Source organism: uncultured Shewanella sp. (genome assembly GCF_947501665.1).
In the GTDB taxonomy this organism is placed as follows: domain Bacteria; phylum Pseudomonadota; class Gammaproteobacteria; order Enterobacterales; family Shewanellaceae; genus Shewanella.
The window spans coordinates 1-20658 of record NZ_CANMWS010000019.1 but is presented as its reverse complement, the minus strand read 5'-3'; the positions used below and the strand labels follow the sequence as shown (position 1 = coordinate 20658).

Genomic DNA, 20658 nt, shown 5'->3' with positions numbered 1-20658 from the left:
CATTGATACAGTGATTTATTTAATAAATCAGTAAGCTTGAGCCATAATAGACACAAGCATACTTACGCTTTATTTAGTTTGTAATGCTCTGATCCGACTTGATAAAGAATACAAACGAATAAAGCCTTCTGCATCTTTTTGATCGTACACATCATCTTCACCAAAGGTGGCAAACTCTTCAGAATAAAGACTATTAGGAGAGCGCTTTTTAACAGCTTGAGCTTGGCCTTTATACAGTTTAATCACCACTTCACCGTTAACTAATTGTGCAAGCGACTCAGAAGCGGCTAATAAAGACTCACATAAAGGCGTAAACCAGCGACCATCATAAACAAGGTGCGCCATTTGTGCGCCCACTTGCTCACGCCATTCACGACTGGTTTTATCCAATACTAATTCTTCAATGGCTCTTAATCCTGCAAACATCACTGTACCACCAGGCGTTTCATAACAGCCACGTGATTTCATGCCCACTAATCTGTTTTCAGTAATATCGATACGACCCACACCATGTGCACCCGCAATTTCATTTAATTTAACCAATGCAGCGTAGGGGCTAAGGGCTTGATCATTCACCGTTGTAATACGGCCTTTTTCTATCTTTAATGACACATACTCAGGCTCATTAGGCGCATCTTCAGGGGCCACCGTCATGGTCCAAACGCCTTTAGTCGGCTCATTCCATGGATCTTCCAGCTCACCACCTTCATGAGAAATGTGCCAAGCATTCGCATCACGGCTATAAATTTTAGTGGCCGATGCCGTCGTGGCAATATTACGCTCAGCGAGGTAGTCCAATAAGTCTTCACGGCTCACCATTGACCACTCACGCCAAGGTGCAATCACTTTTAGATCTGGCGCCAGTGCAGCAAAGCAGCCTTCAAAACGCACCTGATCATTACCTTTACCCGTACAACCATGACACACAGCATCAGCGCCCACTTTACGTGCCACTTCCACTTGCGCCTTGGCAATAATAGGTCTGGCCATGGAGGTTCCTAATAAATAAGTGCCTTCATAAATCGCCCCTGTCGCGATAGTAGGATAAATATAATCTGCAACCAGCTCTTCTTTTAAGTCAACGATATGACATTCTGACGCACCAGAAGCTAAGGCTTTTTCTGTTAAGCCTTCAAGCTCTTCTTCGCCTTGCCCCACATCGGCACAAAACGCGACAATCTCACAATTATCATAAGTTTCTTTTAACCAAGGCACGATGGCAGAAGTATCCAAACCACCAGAATACGCTAATACGACTTTTTTAACGCTAGGAGATTGCTTTTCAGTAGACATGTTCTTTCCTAAATTCTATTAATTATTCAACTAGTTATTCTTTAAGCCAGTAAAGTCACTAATACGGCATTTTGAGCGTGCATGCGATTTTCAGCTTGCTGCAAAATCAATGAACCTTCACCATCCACAACGTCTGCGCTGGCTTCGACGCCACGATAAGCAGGCAAACAATGCATAAAATATTGTGCCCCCGCTTTTTCCATCATGGCTTGATTGACTTGATAGGGCTTAAATTTAGCCTCAATATCACTCAAGTCAACGTTATCACCCATCGAAATCCAAGTATCAGTATAAATGGCATCGTGATTGTTGATATCATCAAGGTTAGATGTGATGGTTAATGTTCCGCCATGTTCCTTTGCAAGTGCTTGTGCTTCACACACCACTTGCCCATCAGGAAATTGCCCTGGTGGACACAGCACGGTCAAATGAGCCCCTAAAATAGCCGCGCCATACATCAAAGAGTGAGTAACATTGTTTCCATCACCAACATAAGCCAACCTCACTTGACTGATATCATCAAATTTTTCTGAAAGAGTGAGAAAATCAGCCAATCCCTGACAAGGATGATAAAGATCCGATAATGCATTAATCACAGGCACACTGCCATGTTCGGCTAAACATTCAATGGTCGAATGTAAAAATGTTCTGGCCACAATGGCATCAGCCCAGCATGAAATATTGCCGGCAAAATCAGAAACAGGCTCCCGCTTACCTAATGCACCATTTTGCTGATCAAGATAGAGGCAGTGCCCCCCTAATTTATTAATCCCGATATCAAAACTTACACGCGTTCTCAGTGATGGCTTTTCAAATAACATCACCACGCTTTTTCCTTCAAGCGCCTTATTATATTGAGCTGGATTCGCTTTAATGTTTTTCGCTAACGTCAGCAAATCCAAGAGTTGTTGCTGACTTAATTCTTTAATCGATAATAAATGTTTCATGCTCTTACCCTTGACGGTATTAATGGAGACGTTATGGTTGAATTTGCGTACCAACCGAACCACCTTGACTCAATACGGCTAATTGTTCTGCATCTCTCCAAGACGCAATTTGCACGGCTTTGCCCATTGCTTGAGCCACTTCAAGCGCGGCTTCTACTTTCACTTTCATCCCTTTTTCAATGACGCCTTGCTTAGTCAGATCACTAATTTGCATTGCATTTAAGCTGGCAATTAATTGCCCCTTTCCATCAAGCACCCCCGACACATCAGACAACAATACCAACTCACCCGAGACTAACTTCGCCAATACCGTGGCAGCTTGATCGGCATTCACATTGAGTAAATCGCCATTTGAACTTGCCGCAATTGAACTCACAATGGGCATCCAGCCTTGTGATAAAATAAAATCCAAATAGGTCGCATCATTGGGCGTCACTTCCCCCACCAAACCTAAGCGCTCATCTTTGATATTCGCATGGACTAAATTAGCATCACTCAGACTCATCCCCACACACGTCACGCCCGCTTTAATGGCAGCAGCTTGTAAAAGTTTATTTGACGTACCCGCAAGTGCACCAACAATCACAGGCATTTGTTCTTCTGGGGTCACTCTCAACCCCTCTAACTTTTCGGTGGTCATGCCATTGGCAGTCAGTTGCTCTTCAACTAAATAGCCGCCACCATGCACCATAATCAAAGGCTGTCCATTGGCTATCATTTTAGCTGCCGTGTCCATTAAACGGGCCATACCCATTTCACATTGTAATAATGCACCGCCCACTTTAAGGACCATAGGCGGCTTTTTTGCAAGTTGAGTTTCAATATTCGTTACTGACATAGACTTATTCTCTTCCGCTCATTAAGTTAAAGCTTATAATGAATCTTTATGCATTGCAGGGCTTGACTAGCCGCGCCTTTCATTAAATTATCAATGGCACTGGATACGACAAGGTAATGGTTTTTTTCATCATATTTCCATCCCAAATGACAATGAGGCGTATGCACGACATCATCCACTTTAGGAAATTGATTCTGTTTAACCGTAACTAAGGGCGAGTCTTGATACACACCATAGGCCTTTTCTATATCTTCAATTTGAGTTTCCGGTTTCAATTCAACCGTAATCGTGGCCAAAATACCCCGTTTAAAATTCCCTAAATGAGGCGTAAAAATGACCTCTTGTCCTAGATGAGTCGCTATTTCTGGCTGATGACGATGACCCAAAACACCATAAGGTGTTAAGCTGACTTCACAAAAACTCGTATGAAGTTGTGCTTTTCTTCCGGCCCCCGTCACACCGCTAACCGCATTGATAACAGGCAGTGTTGATGTCATCAACGACGCTAATGGTTTTAAAGCAGTCAGTGATGCCGTTGGGTAACACCCCGGCACCGCAATCATTCTGGTTTGCGCTATTTTCTCTTGATTCCACTCTGCTAAGCCGTACACTGCTTGAGCTAACACCTCAGGGTATTCATGTTCAAAACCATACCATTTAGGGTATTGCGCAATGTCACTAAAACGATAAGCACCACTTAAATCAAATACTGCCAATCCATGTTGATAAAACCATGCAGCCAAATGCAAACTCACTTTATGATCCGTTGCCAGCACAACAGCATCACACTGCGTCACAATATTATCTTTAACATCCGCAGATAGCGGTAATAGCGCTTGAGTAATATGACTATAATTAGGGTAAAGTTCACCTAACGGTTTATCTTTATCTAAACTATTTTCTGACACATACAAACCTTGGATTGACAAGGTCGCTTGTTCATGGATAAGTGCGGTTATTTGTGCTCCGGTATAACCACTGGCACCGATAATAGCTATGCTTTTCATAATAAATGATTTCTCAAAATAACACGTAATAAAAATGAGGCGAATGTAAACTCAGCACGCGCCTTAATACACAGTCTAGCTGAAAGGATTATCGTCGTAGCTGAAGGTCTAAATCGTAAAGCTGCTGCTCTAGACTGTACATTAAGTGAAATAGGGTTACTCTCATTTGTAAGGCCACCGAATATGGTACTGATATTAGCTAAGTGCTAGACTAGCATAATTAGTTATTTATGCAATATATTTGAATATGTATTTTAAAAGAGATGAACTATGCTAACTTTACCAGACATTAAAACCTGCTTTAGCCAGCTAATCGCTGCACCTTCTATTAGTGCTCTCGAAGCCGAATTAGATATGAGTAATCAAAAAGTCATTGATTTATTGAGTAATTGGTTTTCTGATGCTGGATTTCAATGCCAAAACCAAGCCGTAGCTAATTCCCGTGACAAACACAACTTTCTCGCTCAAATAGGACAAGGAAAAGGAGGGTTACTGCTCGCAGGCCATACTGATACTGTCCCCTTTGATGAAGGACGTTGGAGCCAAGATCCTTTTACGCTCACGGAAAAAAATGATCGTTGGTACGGATTAGGGACCTGTGATATGAAAGGCTTCTTCGCTCTCGTACTGGCAGCAATAAAAGAAATCCCACTCAATGAATTAAAACGCCCCATTTATATTCTCGCCAGTGCTGATGAAGAAACCACAATGAATGGAGCAAAAGCCTTTGCTGAAGCCAAGTCCATTGCCCCCGACTATGCCATTATAGGCGAACCTACTAGCCTCAAGCCTGTTTATATGCATAAAGGGCACTTAACACAAGGTATTCGAGTAACCGGAAGGAGTGGTCACTCTTCCGATCCGAGCAAGGGTCTAAATGCAATCGAAATTATGCACTTAGTTATTTCTCAGCTATTAAAACTAAAACAATTCCTCAGCGAGCATTATCACCAAGCCGCATTTAGCGTACCCTACCCCACTATGAATTTTGGTCACGTTCATGGCGGTGATGCTGCAAACCGTATTTGTGGTTGTTGTGATTTGCATATCGATCTTCGCCCTGTTCCGGGTGTCTCCATAGAAGAGCTTGAACAGCTCGTCCTAAAATATTTAACCCCAGTATGCAATCAATATCCTGGGAGTATAGAAGTCGCCCCACTTTACCCTGCTTCAGAATCTTTTGAAGGTCAGCTTGACGATCCATGGACACAAATTGTTTCAAAATTGTCAAACAACCAAGCGGAAGTTGTTAATTATGCAACTGAAGCGCCTTACATCAAACAACTTGGTTGCCAAACGTTGGTACTGGGCCCAGGCAGTATTGATCAAGCCCACCAGCCTGATGAGTTCTTAGATCTCGATTATATCAACCGAACAAAAGATTTAATAAAAGACCTTATTTATCATGCGTGTATGAAATAGCTTTGCATAACATATTGAGTAAAATAACTTATTTTACTCAAGCAATATCTGACATTATCGGTGTGGTTTCTCAATCATCACCGATAATGAATAAAGACAAGATCAACGACATTCAAACATTCCAGACTCATCAAAAAAGACTATATTTAACCTGAACTCGAAATAATGAGTATCACAGATTATTTAAATTACAATTAAAATCAATACATTAACTACAAATCTTGTTTTATTTAGTTCACTTTTTGCTAAATGCCGATATTTTTATCGATATCAAGGCGGAAGGGCATACCTAATTTAGCCTGCGATGAGTAGAAAGCCCAACAAAGATAGCGGCTAAAATAGCAATATTTAAAATGAGTCAATATCCTCATATTGACCCAGCCCCTCAATTCTCGGTATGGTGATGAGTTCGCGAATTTTATTCGCCAACAAAATAACAACAATAATAACAATGGACCCTTATATTGAAATAACTTTATATTAACGTGCTTGGAGTCTTTTTTATGGTAGATATGTACGCATCCTTAAGGTCAAATGTAGGCACTTTAGGGCAAATTTTAGGTGACACAATACGCACGGATCTCGGTGACGACTTTCTTGATAAAATTGAACAAATTCGTCATTTAGCAAAAAGCGCTCGTCAAGGAAAAGAAGGTGCACGCGAAGAAATGCTCACCTTACTCAACGCCCTTCCCGACGAAGAATTGGTTCCTTTTGCTAAAGCCTTTAATCAATTTTTAAACTTGGCCAATATTGCCGAACAATTCCATACAATTAGCCATAATTGCGATCAACTTGTGTGTGTCCCCGATCCCGTTGAACAAGTCTTAAATCATATGCTCGACAGTGATATTGACCACCAATCTATGCTCGATTGCCTCAAGAATCTTGATATTGATTTAGTCCTAACAGCCCATCCAACGGAAATATCAAGACGCACGCTTATTCAAAAGTACGCCGGTATCGTCGACACCTTAAGCAATTTAGAAAATCAACAGGTAAGCGAACGAGAAAAAAAGCAATATCATTTGCGTCTACGCCAATTAATTTCCCAAATTTGGCACACCAATGAAATAAGAGAAACCAGACCGACCCCAGTCGATGAAGCCAGTTGGGGATTATGCACGGCTGAGACCTCATTATGGCAAGCCATTCCAGACTTTTTAAGGCAGCTCAATACATTAGTTGAAGAGCGCACAGGCGAACAACTGCCTATCGATATTGCCCCAATTCGATTCTCCAGTTGGATGGGGGGAGATAGAGATGGTAATCCATTTGTCACCGCCACCGTGACTCAAGAAGTATTGGACAGAAACAGACTTTGCGCAGTAAAACTCTATTTAAAAGATCTCAATAATTTATACGATGAATTGTCGATGCCTAAGGCTAATGATGCGCTAAATGCCAACACACATAATGCCAAAGAGCCCTACCGACATGTACTGAAAACCTTATTAAGTCAGTTAGAAAATACACAACACTTTCTAGAATCTAGACTCAATGGTCAGCCAATGACCTTCAATGATACCCAGCTTATATGGCATAACGACGATCTAAAACAACCATTAATGTTGCTCTACCACAGCTTATCTGACTGTGGCATGAAGCTCATCGCAAACGGGCTACTCCTTGATATTTTACGTCGCATCGCCTGCTTTGGCGTACACATGCTCAGACTGGATATCAGACAAGATGCTCAACGCCATGCGGATGTCATTGCTGAACTCACCCGTTACTTAGGCATGGGCGACTTTAATCATTGGACTGAAGATGAAAAACAAGCTTTCTTATTGCGAGAATTGACCAATAAACGTCCATTACTTCCCCACCAATGGCAACCCTCAGCTGAAGTGACCGAAGTCTTAGATACCTGTAAACTTATCGCACAGCAATCGCAGCAAGCCCTTGGCTCTTATGTGATCTCAATGGCAAGCCAACCATCAGATGTACTAACGGTATTATTATTACTCAAAGAAATGGATTGTCCGCACCCAATGCGTGTCGTGCCTTTATTTGAAACCTTAGATGATTTAAATAATGCCGCAGCTTGTATTACCGCCCTGTTTGCTAACGATTGGTATCGAGGCTACACCAAAGGCCATCAAGAAATCATGATAGGCTATTCTGACTCTGCCAAGGATGCTGGTGTCATGGCTGCCGCATGGGCACAATACAATGCTCAAGAGCAATTGGTTGCTATTTGTCAGCAGGCCAATATAAAGTTAACCTTATTTCATGGGCGTGGTGGTACTGTGGGTCGAGGCGGCGCGCCAGCCCACGATGCGATTTTATCCCAACCGCCAGGCTCTGTCGATGGCCGTATGCGGGTCACCGAACAAGGAGAAATGATCCGCTTTAAATTTGGCTTACCCAAATTAGCCGTACAGAGTTTAGCCTTATACACATCAGCCGTCATGGAAGCCACTTTATTACCACCTCCAGAGCCCAAGCCTCAATGGCGTGAAAGCATGCAACGATTAGCCAAAGACTCTGTTCTAGCTTATCGAGCCATCGTTCGTGAAGAAGCCGACTTTGTTGATTATTTCCGTGCCGCGACGCCAGAGGTTGAATTAGGTAAACTTCCCTTAGGTAGCCGCCCCGCAAAACGCAAAGTTGACGGCGGAATTGAGAGCTTAAGGGCGATCCCTTGGATTTTTGCTTGGTCACAAAACAGGTTAATGTTACCTGCATGGCTTGGGGCAGGAGAAGCTATTCATGCTGCAACAGAGCGAGGTGAGCTGACACAATTACAAGATATGGTGCAAAACTGGCCTTTCTTTAAAACCCGTATTTCAATGCTTGAAATGGTGTATGCCAAAGCTGAGCCCAAATTAGCCGAATATTACGATACCTATTTAGTGCCATCACATTTGCACCATTTAGGAAAAACATTACGAGAAAGGCTAACCTTAGGTGTCGAGTCAATATTATCGATGACTCAGTCAGATGATTTAATGACGCTCACTCCTTGGAATAGAAAGTCCATTGAGTTAAGAGATCCTTACATCGATCCACTCAACTTTTTACAAGCAGAGCTGCTATCTCGTACTCGCAATCAAGACGCACCATCCAGTAATGCAGAGCTAGCACTCATGCTAACCATAGCTGGGGTGGCCGCAGGAATGCGAAACACAGGCTAATCTGCTATCCCTTCTCTAACGTATTAAGTTAGGGAAGGGATATGATAAACTGCGTAAAAATGCCTTACCAATAGGTCCACACATTGAAATCAATCTCATCTCCCCTGTTATTACTGCTACCATTACTGCTGTTTTTAAACGGTTGCATAAGCCAATATAGTGTCAGTGAAAGTGAATTAACCTCCTATTTATCAAAAGAAATTACTTATGATAAGAAGCAAGGCAATCAGATGCTTGGCATGGAAATGCGCATCAGTGATATAAAAGTCAAACTCGGTGAAAAACCCGATACTATGGGCGTATCAGCGACCACCCATATCACCATTAATAACCCTTTAAAGCCATTTGATGCGCAGTTATACGCTAAATTTGAAGCTAAACCTTGGTATGATGTTGAGAAGCACAGTGTTTATTTACACCAATTAAAATTGGTTGAGCTGACCACGGATAATAAAAAAGTAGAGAAGCTCATTCAGCCTCTCTCTCCTCAATTAATGCATTATTTGACCCAATTTTTATCAACACAACCTGTTTATGTGCTTGACACGAATGACACCAAACAAGCACTTATTGCAAAAATGACGAAACGCATTGAAGTCAAACCTGGAGAGATATCGCTCATTTTTAGTGACTAATACTGTTTGGATAAACAGCAGCGTTAACACTGCTGTTTATCTTATGTGTTGCTTCATTGAAAACAAAAACAGCAAACTATTTGCTAAAACGCCCTATAGAGCTGTAATCCACAATAACCGCCTCACCAGCTAACTCACGCCTTAGCATATCGTAAGCCACTGCAGTACTTAAACTTCGAACTAAACCACGAGAACGCCTAGGCAGCTTAATCATCTGACTATAAACGCCTTTATTCGTCGCAAGTGCAATCGCTACCGTACCAACAGGTTTATCGTCAGTGCCACCACTTGGGCCCGCTATTCCACTTGTTGCTAACGCATAATCGCTGTCTAAAATAGCTCTCGCGCCTATCGCCATCTCTTCCACTGTGGGTATTGATACCGCACCATAATCATCCAAGGTTTCTGGTTTCACATTCAGCACTTTCACTTTTGACTCGTTACTGTATGTTACTAACCCTTGCTGTAAATAAGCCGAACTCCCTTCAAAGTCCACCAGTTGACTGGCTATCATGCCTCCAGTACAAGACTCTGCAATACTTAAGGTTTTGCTTGAATTAATCAGTGTCGAATGAATTTCTTCAGCGAGACTGGCTTTTCCATGAGCCACAATGGCATTCCCCAATAAAGCCATCACTTGTGCTTCAACCTTGGGTAATAGTGCAATGGCCTCTTCCCCTCGAGCAAACAATTTAATCTCTATGTAGGGCATAAAAGAGCGATAACCTAAAGTCACGCCTGTGGGTAAGTTAACATCGGATAACTTATCAGCCAGACTCGACTCTCCTTGCCCAAGCGTGAGCATCTTTTTCAATGCCACTTGACTCGTTAAATCAAATTTATTGTTAATAAAAGGAATAAATTGATCGGTCACCATTTGCTTAAACTCAAAGGGCACACCAGGCGTGAAGAACAACCATGCGCGATTTAATTTCACCGCAAAACCGCAGGCGGTGCCCACAGGGTTATCAATCATTATGGCTGTATCAGGTAACAAAGCTTGTTTCAGGTTACTGTGCGCCATGGGTCGATTGTGATGAGAAAACCAGTCTTCAAGCCGTTGTCGCCATTGCGTATTTTCAATTAACCCAACATCTTTAGCCAATGCCATGGCTTCTGCTGAAAGATCGTCGCTAGTGGGTCCAAGCCCACCATTCACTAAAATAACGTCAGCTTCTAAACTACGCTCCTGAAAAACTGCCACTAAATCTTCAAGCCTGTCACCAACAGTAATACGGCGCTCACATTCAATGCCTTGTTCCATCATTACATTGCCAAACCAAGCGGCATTAGTGTCAACAATCTGCCCCGCTAATACCTCTTCCCCCGTACAAATCATTTCCAGTTTCATGCTATTCCTTACCCGCATCAATAAAGATCCATCAACGTTATACCTATCCTAGTACAACTTCAAGATAGAGATAAAATTAACATTTTGATTTAGCTATCAGTCATTGAAGGTAAGTCTAATATGAGAAAAGTAAGCAGATAATGGATATAGTTAATGTAAGAGAAATGCCACATGAAGATTGTTAAATGTAATCACACTAATTCACACACAAGTCACAATAAAAAATAAACATTTTAAAAACAGAGTGTTAAACAAGAGGTAAAAATAAAAAACACACGACCAAATTGTAATATTTAAGTATGCACAATGTTGACACCACTAAAGTCTAACTCTATTCTAGTAACCATGCTTGATGGGGTAAAAAATATGGAATTTACCCAATTTTGCATTCTCTATTCAATAACCCAATCCGCATTAAACGGATAGACAACGGACAATAAACGGACAGAAGTAACAATAAGGACATTGAGTTGGTCATCCCGTTTCCACCTCGATACACAATTAAAGCCTCACACTGGACAGACTTCAGCCTGACATGCTGATGTGGTCCGCTGCGCTTTAATGTCTTCAAGCTTCCTCTACGTCACCCTATTTTCGGCACTCAAAGAGCCATTAACTTTGTGCGGTAGCTATGCCTAAAGAAAAAGAAATTGAGTGTCACTATTCACTCATAACTTAAAAACGACAATAGCCAATGAATACTAAAACAAAAACACTAAAAATTTATACAAGGGATTGAAATTGGACGTCACCCGCCCTCACCGTAACAGCTGGGAAATTACCAAAGATGTGATTTTTGCCCTGTTAATGCGCGAAATAAAAACTCGGTTTGGTAGCAATCGACTCGGCTATTTTTGGGCCATTGCTGAACCTGTTGCCCAAGCCGCTATTCTGGGTATTATATTTTCCTTAATCGGTCGCTCAAGTGTTGCCAATATTCCTGTGGCCCTTTTCCTCTTTACCGGTATTTTACCTTTTAAACTCTTTGGAAAATTACTTACACAACTCAGTGCCGCTATTGAAGCGAACAAAGGCTTATTAAGCTACCGACAAGTCACCGCCATCGATCCTGTTATGACAAGGATTATCATTGAACTTGCCACCTTCTTAGTGGTTTATTGCCTTATCTTTAGTGTTATGGCTTGGCTAGGGTTTGACGCTTGGCCAGATGACTTACTGGAAGTAATAGGCGCAAGCTTATTATTAATCATATTCACTATCGGGTTGGGGTTACTGCTTTGCACCGCTGCCACTTATTGGTCAGACAGTAAAAAGTTAACTCAAATTATCACTCAGCCATTATTTTTTATTTCAGGTATTTTTTTCTGTGCAGTGATGATCCCGCCGCAGTATTGGTACTTATTTGATTGGAATCCCATTTTTCATGCTATTGAACTGAGTCGAACCGGTTTTTTTTATGCCTATGAATCCCCCATTGGCAGTTGGCACTACTTAAGCTGTTGCGCACTCATCAGTATCAGTATTGGCTTGGCCACGTTTCATTTATTTCAACAACGGTTTATCAGCTCATGATATATTTTGATAACCTCAGCAAATCTTACACCACCAAACAAGGCCGTCATTTTGTCTTTAAAGATCTCAGCCTTAATTTACCTATAGATAAAAATATCGCCGTGCTCGGCCCTAATGGTGTAGGCAAGTCCACACTCATTCGCATGATAGGCGGCGCGGATACCCCCACTCGAGGGCATATTCATTCGCCATTAAATATATCTTGGCCTTTAGGCCTACAAGGCGGACTTCAAGGGTCAATGAGTGCACGCGAAAATGTCCGTTTTGTGGCCAGAATACACGGCTATAAACACACCTTACCCATTGAGCGAAGAGTGCAAGATTTTGCCGATATTGGGCACTTTTTTGATGAGCCAGTCAAAAATTACTCCAGCGGTATGCGCTCTCGTATTACTTTTGGCCTCACTATGGCCTTTGATTTTGATTTTGATGTGCTGCTTATCGATGAACTTGGCGCCGTTGGCGATGCGAGTTTTCGTCAAAAAAGTGAAGCCATACTCAAAGAAAAATTTAACCAAACTCGGCTCATTATGGTGAGCCACTCATTAAACGAACTCAAACGTCATTGCCAAGCGGGTCTGGTTATTAAACAGCAATCTTTGCTGTACTTCGACACACTGAGCGATGCCATCAATGAATACCATCATACCTATGTAAACTGATTATTATGCCAAGTACTCTTAACAATAAAGCACAACACAGCAAAAGTACGCCACCAAGACTCAGTCAAGTGGAACGTAAAATACGCAAGTTACGCCGAGATCCCAAACTATTTCTCGCAGATTCTAAAGCCTACATACACACCAGAAAAACCATTTACCAAACAAGGGCAAAGCTAGGATCATTTGCACTAGTCATTGTGGCCTCTTTACTGATTGTCATTTACTTTAGCCTTATCGCCTCGCCACGCTATGTCAGTCAAACGCAATTTGTGGTGAAACAAGCGGATCATAACCCGATCCCACTCATGGGACTGGCGGCGATTACAGGCAGTTCTGTCAGTATGCGCGATGCCCTGATTTTACAAGAATACATTCGCTCACCTGAAATGGCCCTTGCACTCGATACTCGCATAGCGCTTAAACAACATTACCAAGCAAAAACCTGGGACATCATCAGTCGGCTCTCATCAAACAGCAGTAAAGAAGAATACTTAGACTATTTTAAAGCGCATATACAGATCAGCTACGATGAAATGTCAGAGATTTTAACCATTGAAGTACAAGCCTTTGAGCCTGATTTTGCACTGCAAACCACCCAAGCAATACTGGCCATCAGTGCCGATTTTATTAACCAGCTAGGCGAAAGCATGGCTAAACAACAACTGCAATATGCTGAAAAAGAGGTCAAAAGAGCCTATAACGAATTAAAAAAGCAACAAGTTCAACTCATTGACTTTCAAGATGAATTCAACTTATTTAATCCTGAGCAACAAAGTACAGCCTTACTTGAAGCCATGAGTAAATTAGAGTCGAAAATAATCACTCAGCAAGCCGAACTCAAATCATTAAGCGCATACATGCAAAATGATGCCAGCGAAATCATTGCCAAGCGATTTCAAATCGACGCGCTACAATTACAATTAACACAAGAAAAACAAAAGCTCACACAACAAGATAAGCCCTCGCTCAATAAAGTGAACCTTCATTTTAAAGATATTGAACTCAATGCAAAATTGGCCGCCGATTTATATCAATCGTCACTTATCAGCCTTGAACAAATACGGGGAGATGCCTTTAACCAATTAAAGCATTTATTGATTATTGAGCACCCAAGAATCGCCCAAGACAGTCTCTACCCTAAACGCCTCTACAACATCATTACTTGGTTTGTTGTACTCCTATTACTGTATCTAGTTGGCCGTTTAATGATTGCCATCATCAAGGAACATCGCGAATGAATACCCTATTGCGCACTGTCATGTGCATTATCAGTCTATATTGTATTTGTGCTCATACCATTGCTGCCAGCATACAAGAGGATCCTACCGCTGAGCTCACTCCCAGTATTAGCGATACACATGTCACGCAACGCTATGGAAACTGGCTATTTGAAGGTGGATTTAAACAAACTGCCTTTTCGGCAATTAATCCGCACTATGCGATTACACAAGGCGATCAGTTACTGATCCAAGTTTGGGGGGCCATCGATTACCAAGAAACCGTCACCGTGGATCCACAAGGTAATATTTTTATTCCTAAAGTCGGTCCCATTAAAGTACTTGGGATCACCAACAGTCAACTCAATCAAGTCATTTTGAACAGTGTAAAACGCGTGTACAAAGCCAATGTAGAAGTGTATGTGTCACTCATGTCGAGTCAAGAAGTTAAAGTGTTTCTCGCTGGCATGGTGGTCAAGCCTGGGCTGTATCCAGGTCAGAGCGCTGACAGTGTGCTTCGCTTTATCGATCAGGCAGGCGGGATCCGTCAAGACATCGGCAGTTATCGTAATATTCAAGTTAAACGTCATAATCGCACCTTAGCCGAAATTGATTTATACCAGTTTTTACAACAAGGCATCATGCCATCCCTGCAGTTTCAAGACGGTGATGTGATTTTTATTGGTCCCAAACAAGGGGAAGTGAGCCTAGAAGGAGAAATTGGCTTTCATGGACAATACGAACTCAATGCACAATCCTCGCTAAAAAGTATTTTAAATGCTGTGATCATAGATGAGCGGGCGACCCATATTACGGTCATCGAAGCCGACCAAGATACATCACCCCTTCTCCCATCGGTTGAAACATTCGAAGAAGATACATCACCGAATACAGCTGCGGATACAGTAGCGAGTACAGCTACAAATTCAGCAGTAAAAACAGAGATGGCCCCATTACCTTTACCCAGCAGTAGCAATCGTGCGGTGAATGCCAAGCAATATACTTTAGCTCAGGCGGCCAATGTGAAAGTCAATCCGGGTGCCTTGATTAAAATCAGCTCTCAACTCAGAGCCCAAACCATCAGCGTCGATGTGATTGGCGAGCATAATTCTGCCCAAGAAACAGTCCTTCCTTGGGGAGCGAGCCTTAAGGATTTACTGGACAAAACACAATTTACCGCGTTATCCAATACAGCAGCAGTGCAACTTTACCGACCTTCTGTGGCCAAAAGACAATATGACATGCTGCAAGCCTCATTGTCTTCCCTTGAGCAAAGCGTACTCACAAAACGTTCCGATACCAAAGAAGCGGCAGAGCTACGAGCTGCCGAAGCAAAAATCATTTTGCAATGGATAGAAAAAGCCCGCCAAGTAACCCCTAAAGGCCAAGTCTTATTAAACGATAATAACGACGTTAGCCAAATTATTTTACAACAAGGGGATCGCGTGGTGATCCCAGCCAAACGTCACTTAGTGATCATTCATGGTGAAGTCATGTTTCCCACCGCCATTGCCTACAATCCTAAACTGGATATTGAAACCTTCATTAACAAAGCCGGCGGTAGCAATCAAGACATTGATGACATGAACGTACTCATCATGAAACCCAATGGCAGCTTTATTACCGTCAATGATGATCTTGATGACAGCAGGCTCATCGGCCCCGGCGATGAAATTTTTGTGTTATCCAAACCCGATGAAAAAGGCTTTCAATTTGCCAAAGACATCACCCAAATTATTTTCCAAATCGCCATGTCGGCCGCAGTGGTATTGGCGATATAAGTACAGTTAAAAAGTCGATGAGAAAAAAACTAAAAATAGCCGTTATTGTCCCTATTTATTCAGCAAAGGAATTGCCAAGATGCAAAGTAATATTGTCAATTTAGTTACGCCAGACAGCAATATTCATCATGAAACAATGCAGAGTATTAAAAATACCCTTAATCAACAAAGCCAAGCACTAACTCAGCTGGCTGAAAATATTTCAATCAAAGAATATACACAAGCATTAGCATTAATGAATGATTGCCTTGGCCATATTATCATCTGCGGCATGGGAAAATCGGGACATGTGGGCCGAAAAATAGCAGCAACCTTAGCCTCTACGGGTACACCTGCATTTTTCCTGCACCCCGGCGAAGCATTTCATGGCGATCTCGGCATGATCACTCACAATGATGTTGTCATGTTAATTTCAAACAGTGGCGAAAGTGACGAAATTTTAAAGCTCATTCCATCCCTTAAAATCTTTGGTAATAAAATCATTGCCATTACAGGTAAGCAAGGCTCCACTCTGGCAAAACATGCACAAGCCACATTATTAATTGACTCGACACGAGAAGCCTGCCCCAATAATTTAGCGCCCACCACGTCAACCACACTCACTATGGCAATAGGTGATGCATTGGCTGTGGCATTAATGGAGCAAAAGCAATTTAAACCACAAGATTTTGCTAAATACCATCCTGGTGGCAGTTTAGGGCGGCGCTTACTCACCAAAGTAAGCGATGTCATGATCACGCATGATCTGCCACTGGTTTCACCAACAGACAGCATGTCAAATGTCATCATGCAAATGACCCAATCCCACTTAGGTCTAGCGATTATTCATAATAATCGAAAACTCATCGGCGTGATCACAGATGGCGATCTACGTCGTGCCCTAGTTAACGGTATGGAACTGCAACAATCCATGGCACAAGATATGATTGCAAGCTCCCCAATCACAACCCCTGTCACAATAAGTGAAAATGCTCAATTACAGCAAGGTGAAGACTTAATGCGGGAATCTCATATTAAACATCTTGTGGTGTTAAATGACTCACAACACATCACAGGTGTTTTAGAGTTTTTTCAATAACTAACCAACACTAATAACATTACTTCAATGCCAATATAGAGAAAACAAAATTGAAATTAAATCATGTTATGTCTAATGACTTATCCAGCGGTATTTTCACAGACTTGATAAATTATAGTCGTAAATATAGTAATAAAGAAGATGAAATAATCGTCTCTAATAAACCAACTGAAGGCTGTGATGTATATCATTATCATCGTCCACATTTGGAAAAAAAACTAGTAAAAAATTCTGTTGTTACAGTTCATCACGATCTTAATGATAATGATAAATGGCATCTATTTGAAAACTTTGAATCGCAATATAGACAAGCAAACAAAATTATCTGCTTGAATACACTTCAAAAGAAGTTTTTAACTGAAAAAGGAATAAGTAATACTATAGTTATCCCCCATGGTTATAATGAAAATATTTTTGATGCTAAAAGTAAACCTTTCAGGCAGGTTGTAAACTTAGGAATTGTTTCAAAAAGATATGGGCGAAAAGTCAAAGGTGAAGCCCTTCTATACGATCTAATGAAGCGCTTAGATAGGAATGTTATAAAATTTACATTTGTAGGGAAAGATAGAACTCAAGATTGTTGGAAAGCAAGAGATCTTGGTTTTCAAGCCAAAGTTTTTGAACGTTTACCTTATAAAATTTTCGGAAGCTTATATGATTCTTTAGATGCGCTTTTAGTACCCAGTATATTTGAAGGAGGGCCAGCTAATGTACCCGAAGCTATATCAACTGGCACTCCCTTAATAGCTAAACGAGTTGGTATGGTTGCAGACTATTTAAATGATACTCGTGGAATATTATTAACAGATAATCCAGATTTAGATGCGATGAATATTAATAGATTTGCCAAAGACAGAGAGTTTCAAGAAAAAATAAAAAAAGAAGCATACCTGCATGCAGATAAAGCTTTAACATGGAAAGACGTCACTGAAAAACAATTTGAATTATACAGGACAATTTGTAAATGAGTTACTCTAACTTGAAAATATTTCTTCCCGATACTATTCATTTTCATGAAAGAAACTTTAAGAGCCTATTTGATTTCTTTTCTCGCCATGATTTAAAAATAACAAAGAACAATGACATTAACTCATGGTCAGCATTATATGGTGATTACAAATCAAAAGAAAAAGAATTATCACCATATAGTTGTAAAATTAAAACACTATCAACAAAAGACAAACTTAACTTTACATATAAAGGTAAGAATATTTGGGGAATAGCAAGAGCAGAGTTATTAAGTTATTTCTTACCTAAAATCGAATATAATATATTCACCACAAAAAAAGATGATATCCAGCAGCTTGAATTAATGTCTAAAGTTTGTATTAACACCGTAGTAAACTGCTTTTCTGCAACAATGTACTTTATAGATTATTGGAAAAAAAAATTAGAAAGCATCCAAGTACACAATTATGCTTTAATTTTTTCAGGCAGCCAAATTTATAATAGAACTTTATTAGAGACATTGAAACATTCACAAACAACCCCAGTTGTAATGGAACATTTTTTTACAGGAAATGAGTATTATTTTGAAGAACGATACACACCAATTGCAAACTCAAGCGACTTAAAGCATTTATATATAAATAACGATAAGAATAATAATGACAACGATAGAAAAAGAATAAAAGCCATCAATAAGGTTTTATTAAGCAAAAACAGAAATGTAAAAAAAACTGGTAATTTTCTACATTTAGACTTTACGGAAGGTAAAACAGTCGCGCTTATTGGCCAAGTTGTTAATGATTTCTCTATCATAGAAACAGCAAATGAATATTTAAACCCTATATATTTCTATAAAGATTTTATAGAAAAATCAATCAAGTCAGGACTTAATGTTGTATTTAAGGCTCATCCTTGGGAACATAAAAAAAATAATGTAAAGAACTCATTCACAAAGAATATGATATTAGCATGGGCTCAAGAAGAGCTAACAAAAGAAGAAAGAAACAAACTAGTTATAACTGAGGATTCTGATATTTCATCACTTTTTTTGCAAGCTGATTATGTCGCAGGGCTCTGCTCTCAAGGGCTATTAGAATCTGTTTTCCATGGATTTAAACCGTTACAGTTTGGTAATGCTTTTTTCGGAGGCTATGGCTTTACAAATGACTACAATAATATAGATTCTTTTATAAAAGATGTAAAAGAAAAAAATGTCGAAGGGACTTTAAATCTATCAGAATATATAAAATATGAAGATTTCATGGTAACTTCACTAGAAGGTGAATTAGTATCTATACATAAAAGTGGGATATTATCTTTAGAATCAAAATTAAGACAATACCCGCTAATCCCTCTTGTGGAAAATAAAAAACCCATAATATCAAAAAAAATTCATAACGAATTAGAAGAAATGACTATTGAAAAAGTAGAAGAAATAAGTCGTACAATGAAAAAGTTAAAAAAATTAAAAAAACAACCAAAAACATTCTTCAAAGATTCAAAATATAGTATTCTTAGAAAATTAACAAGGTAATATAATGTATGGAAAGCTGGTTTAAACCATTTGACTTAAGAAAAACTGATGAATACGATAAAGTATCTGCTAAGTTAACTAAGTTCGAAGATAAAAAATTATTACATTTCAATATTGAAAGTGTATTTTCATCTGCTGATGATGTGAATGAAAATAATCTAGGTGATATATTCAATTCTAGTTACGAAACTCACCCTATATTTCTTTCTGAGTTATCAGACGTACTAGTTGGTCCAAAACCTAAAGGTTTACCTAGATACTGGCCTATGTTCACTAAAGATATTTATGTATGGAATATCCTAAGTGAAGAAGCTAAGTTTAGACTTAAAAGTCAAGGTGAAATAAAACTTGAAGATGATTTAATAAAACCTGCAAGCTCTGTACCTTATAATCTAGAGTTAAAAGGAACATTCGTTTGGCTTTATATATTCGATAACATAGATCACTTATACAGAGAAACATTACCAGCAATATTATTATTAAAAGAAAGCTCGTATGAATTTGATAAGTTGATATTTATTGTACCAAAAATCAATTCCGAATTAGAAGAAATACTAACAACTATAGGGGTCAATGTAAAAAACATTATTAAATTACCCAATACATGGTTCAAAGTTGAAAAAATAATCATTCCAAGCTTCATAACTTTCGGTCACTTACATACACCTTCAACTTGGTATCTAAAAAGTTCAAAATTATTAAGAGAGGAAATAATAAATAAAAATATAGAATCAACTAAAAAACCACCAAAAAAAATATTTGTATCTAGAGAAAATGCAACACAAAGGAAAATTTTAAATGAAAATGAAATAATTGATAAATTTAAAAAAATGGGGTTTACTGTTATCGACCCAGGTGAGATGAGTAAATCTGAGCAAATATTGTTTTTTAGTGAAGCAGAAGAAATTGTTGGCCCTCATGGGATGGGGATTGCTAACACTATTTTTTCTAATAAATTGACTCTACTTCTTGAATTAATGCCAACAGATTGGAATAGAGTTAGTTATTTTAGAAATGCACAACTACAAAATGCTAGTTATGGGTGTTATTGGATGAATCCCATTACCCAACCCAACTCAAGAAAACAAAAAAGAGAGTATTTAATTGACTGCGAAAATGTAATTCATCTTTACAATAGACTAAAAAAACTCACTAGCGATAATGATTCGATAAAATCCACAGATTTAAATAGTTATAAGTGCTTAACTAAAAGTTATCGTATATTTTGATGGGTAATTATCCATGATGCTTTTTACACTCTTTTTAAGCGCA

At 39.7% G+C, this 20658-nt stretch carries 16 protein-coding genes; 11 read left to right on the top strand and 5 right to left on the bottom strand.

What is annotated here, in order from left to right:
- Positions 1 to 69: 69 nt before the first annotated feature.
- The 4 genes from Q0976_RS15260 to argC form a co-directional block, all read right to left on the bottom strand.
- A complete protein-coding gene (locus Q0976_RS15260; RefSeq protein WP_299494732.1) occupies positions 70 to 1293 on the bottom strand; it encodes an argininosuccinate synthase in 1224 nt (407 codons plus the stop codon).
- Positions 1294 to 1334: 41 nt separating this feature from the next.
- Positions 1335 to 2240, bottom strand: coding sequence for an ornithine carbamoyltransferase (locus Q0976_RS15255; protein WP_299494731.1), 906 nt, complete (start codon positions 2238 to 2240; stop codon positions 1335 to 1337).
- A gap of 31 nt (positions 2241 to 2271) precedes the next feature.
- On the bottom strand, positions 2272 to 3033 hold the full coding sequence (gene argB, locus Q0976_RS15250; RefSeq protein WP_299494822.1) for an acetylglutamate kinase: 762 nt from the start codon (positions 3031 to 3033) through the stop codon (positions 2272 to 2274).
- A 71-nt stretch (positions 3034 to 3104) separates the two neighbouring features.
- Positions 3105 to 4085: an N-acetyl-gamma-glutamyl-phosphate reductase gene (gene argC, locus Q0976_RS15245; protein ID WP_299494730.1), complete on the bottom strand. Its 981-nt coding sequence runs from the start codon at positions 4083 to 4085 to the stop codon at positions 3105 to 3107.
- A gap of 270 nt (positions 4086 to 4355) precedes the next feature.
- On the opposite strand from argC, the gene argE reads away from it, so the two are divergent.
- From argE to Q0976_RS15230, 3 genes are all read left to right on the top strand, one after another.
- Positions 4356 to 5507 (top strand): acetylornithine deacetylase, encoded by a 1152-nt coding sequence (gene argE, locus Q0976_RS15240; protein WP_299494729.1) that lies wholly within the window; start codon positions 4356 to 4358, stop codon positions 5505 to 5507.
- Between the two features lie 503 nt (positions 5508 to 6010).
- Positions 6011 to 8647 (top strand): phosphoenolpyruvate carboxylase, encoded by a 2637-nt coding sequence (ppc, locus tag Q0976_RS15235; RefSeq protein ID WP_299494727.1) that lies wholly within the window; start codon positions 6011 to 6013, stop codon positions 8645 to 8647.
- A gap of 83 nt (positions 8648 to 8730) precedes the next feature.
- The gene (locus Q0976_RS15230) at positions 8731 to 9282 is read left to right on the top strand and encodes a DUF1439 domain-containing protein (protein ID WP_299494726.1); all 552 of its coding nucleotides are present in this window, start codon (positions 8731 to 8733) and stop codon (positions 9280 to 9282) included.
- Between the two features lie 76 nt (positions 9283 to 9358).
- Here Q0976_RS15230 and Q0976_RS15225 read toward each other — a convergent pair whose 3' ends face one another.
- Complete coding sequence (locus Q0976_RS15225; RefSeq protein WP_299494725.1) at positions 9359 to 10633, bottom strand: CinA family nicotinamide mononucleotide deamidase-related protein; 1275 nt, start codon at positions 10631 to 10633, stop codon at positions 9359 to 9361.
- Positions 10634 to 11374: 741 nt separating this feature from the next.
- Here Q0976_RS15225 and Q0976_RS15220 point away from each other — a divergent pair.
- From Q0976_RS15220 to Q0976_RS15185, 8 genes are all read left to right on the top strand, one after another.
- Positions 11375 to 12166, top strand: coding sequence for an ABC transporter permease (locus Q0976_RS15220; RefSeq protein ID WP_299494724.1), 792 nt, complete (start codon positions 11375 to 11377; stop codon positions 12164 to 12166).
- Positions 12163 to 12828 carry an ABC transporter ATP-binding protein gene (locus tag Q0976_RS15215; protein ID WP_299494723.1) on the top strand — a complete coding sequence of 222 codons (666 nt, stop codon included), beginning with the start codon at positions 12163 to 12165 and terminating at the stop codon, positions 12826 to 12828. Before Q0976_RS15220 ends, Q0976_RS15215 begins: the two co-directional genes overlap by 4 nt.
- A 5-nt stretch (positions 12829 to 12833) precedes the next feature.
- Positions 12834 to 14066 carry a lipopolysaccharide biosynthesis protein gene (locus Q0976_RS15210; RefSeq protein WP_299494722.1) on the top strand — a complete coding sequence of 411 codons (1233 nt, stop codon included), beginning with the start codon at positions 12834 to 12836 and terminating at the stop codon, positions 14064 to 14066.
- Complete coding sequence (locus Q0976_RS15205) at positions 14063 to 15826, top strand: polysaccharide biosynthesis/export family protein (RefSeq protein ID WP_299494721.1); 1764 nt, start codon at positions 14063 to 14065, stop codon at positions 15824 to 15826. Before Q0976_RS15210 ends, Q0976_RS15205 begins: the two co-directional genes overlap by 4 nt.
- Positions 15827 to 15905: 79 nt before the next feature.
- Entirely contained in the window at positions 15906 to 16904 is a 999-nt protein-coding gene (locus Q0976_RS15200; RefSeq protein WP_299494720.1) for a KpsF/GutQ family sugar-phosphate isomerase, read from the top strand.
- Positions 16905 to 16954: 50 nt separating this feature from the next.
- Positions 16955 to 17872 (top strand): glycosyltransferase family 4 protein, encoded by a 918-nt coding sequence (locus tag Q0976_RS15195; protein ID WP_299494719.1) that lies wholly within the window; start codon positions 16955 to 16957, stop codon positions 17870 to 17872.
- On the top strand, positions 17869 to 19386 hold the full coding sequence (locus Q0976_RS15190; RefSeq protein WP_299494718.1) for a hypothetical protein: 1518 nt from the start codon (positions 17869 to 17871) through the stop codon (positions 19384 to 19386). The genes Q0976_RS15195 and Q0976_RS15190 overlap by 4 nt, the downstream gene beginning before the upstream one ends.
- An 8-nt stretch (positions 19387 to 19394) precedes the next feature.
- Entirely contained in the window at positions 19395 to 20615 is a 1221-nt protein-coding gene (locus Q0976_RS15185; protein WP_299494717.1) for a glycosyltransferase family 61 protein, read from the top strand.
- The last annotated feature ends 43 nt before the right edge of the window (positions 20616 to 20658 follow it).

What these genes read in the sequence shown, in the direction of transcription:
- Q0976_RS15260 (WP_299494732.1), bottom strand. Translation starts at nt 1,293, where the DNA reads ATGTCTACTGAAAAGCAATCTCCTAGCGTTAAAAAAGTCGTATTAGCG.
- Q0976_RS15255 (WP_299494731.1), bottom strand. Translation starts at nt 2,240, where the DNA reads ATGAAACATTTATTATCGATTAAAGAATTAAGTCAGCAACAACTCTTG.
- argC (WP_299494730.1), bottom strand. Translation starts at nt 4,085, where the DNA reads ATGAAAAGCATAGCTATTATCGGTGCCAGTGGTTATACCGGAGCACAA.
- ppc (WP_299494727.1), top strand. Translation starts at nt 6,011, where the DNA reads ATGGTAGATATGTACGCATCCTTAAGGTCAAATGTAGGCACTTTAGGG.
- Q0976_RS15200 (WP_299494720.1), top strand. Translation starts at nt 15,906, where the DNA reads ATGCAAAGTAATATTGTCAATTTAGTTACGCCAGACAGCAATATTCAT.
- Q0976_RS15185 (WP_299494717.1), top strand. Translation starts at nt 19,395, where the DNA reads ATGGAAAGCTGGTTTAAACCATTTGACTTAAGAAAAACTGATGAATAC.
- argE (WP_299494729.1), top strand. Translation starts at nt 4,356, where the DNA reads ATGCTAACTTTACCAGACATTAAAACCTGCTTTAGCCAGCTAATCGCT.
- argB (WP_299494822.1), bottom strand. Translation starts at nt 3,033, where the DNA reads ATGGTCCTTAAAGTGGGCGGTGCATTATTACAATGTGAAATGGGTATG.
- Q0976_RS15210 (WP_299494722.1), top strand. Translation starts at nt 12,834, where the DNA reads ATGCCAAGTACTCTTAACAATAAAGCACAACACAGCAAAAGTACGCCA.
- Q0976_RS15205 (WP_299494721.1), top strand. Translation starts at nt 14,063, where the DNA reads ATGAATACCCTATTGCGCACTGTCATGTGCATTATCAGTCTATATTGT.
- Q0976_RS15190 (WP_299494718.1), top strand. Translation starts at nt 17,869, where the DNA reads ATGAGTTACTCTAACTTGAAAATATTTCTTCCCGATACTATTCATTTT.
- Q0976_RS15215 (WP_299494723.1), top strand. Translation starts at nt 12,163, where the DNA reads ATGATATATTTTGATAACCTCAGCAAATCTTACACCACCAAACAAGGC.
- Q0976_RS15225 (WP_299494725.1), bottom strand. Translation starts at nt 10,633, where the DNA reads ATGAAACTGGAAATGATTTGTACGGGGGAAGAGGTATTAGCGGGGCAG.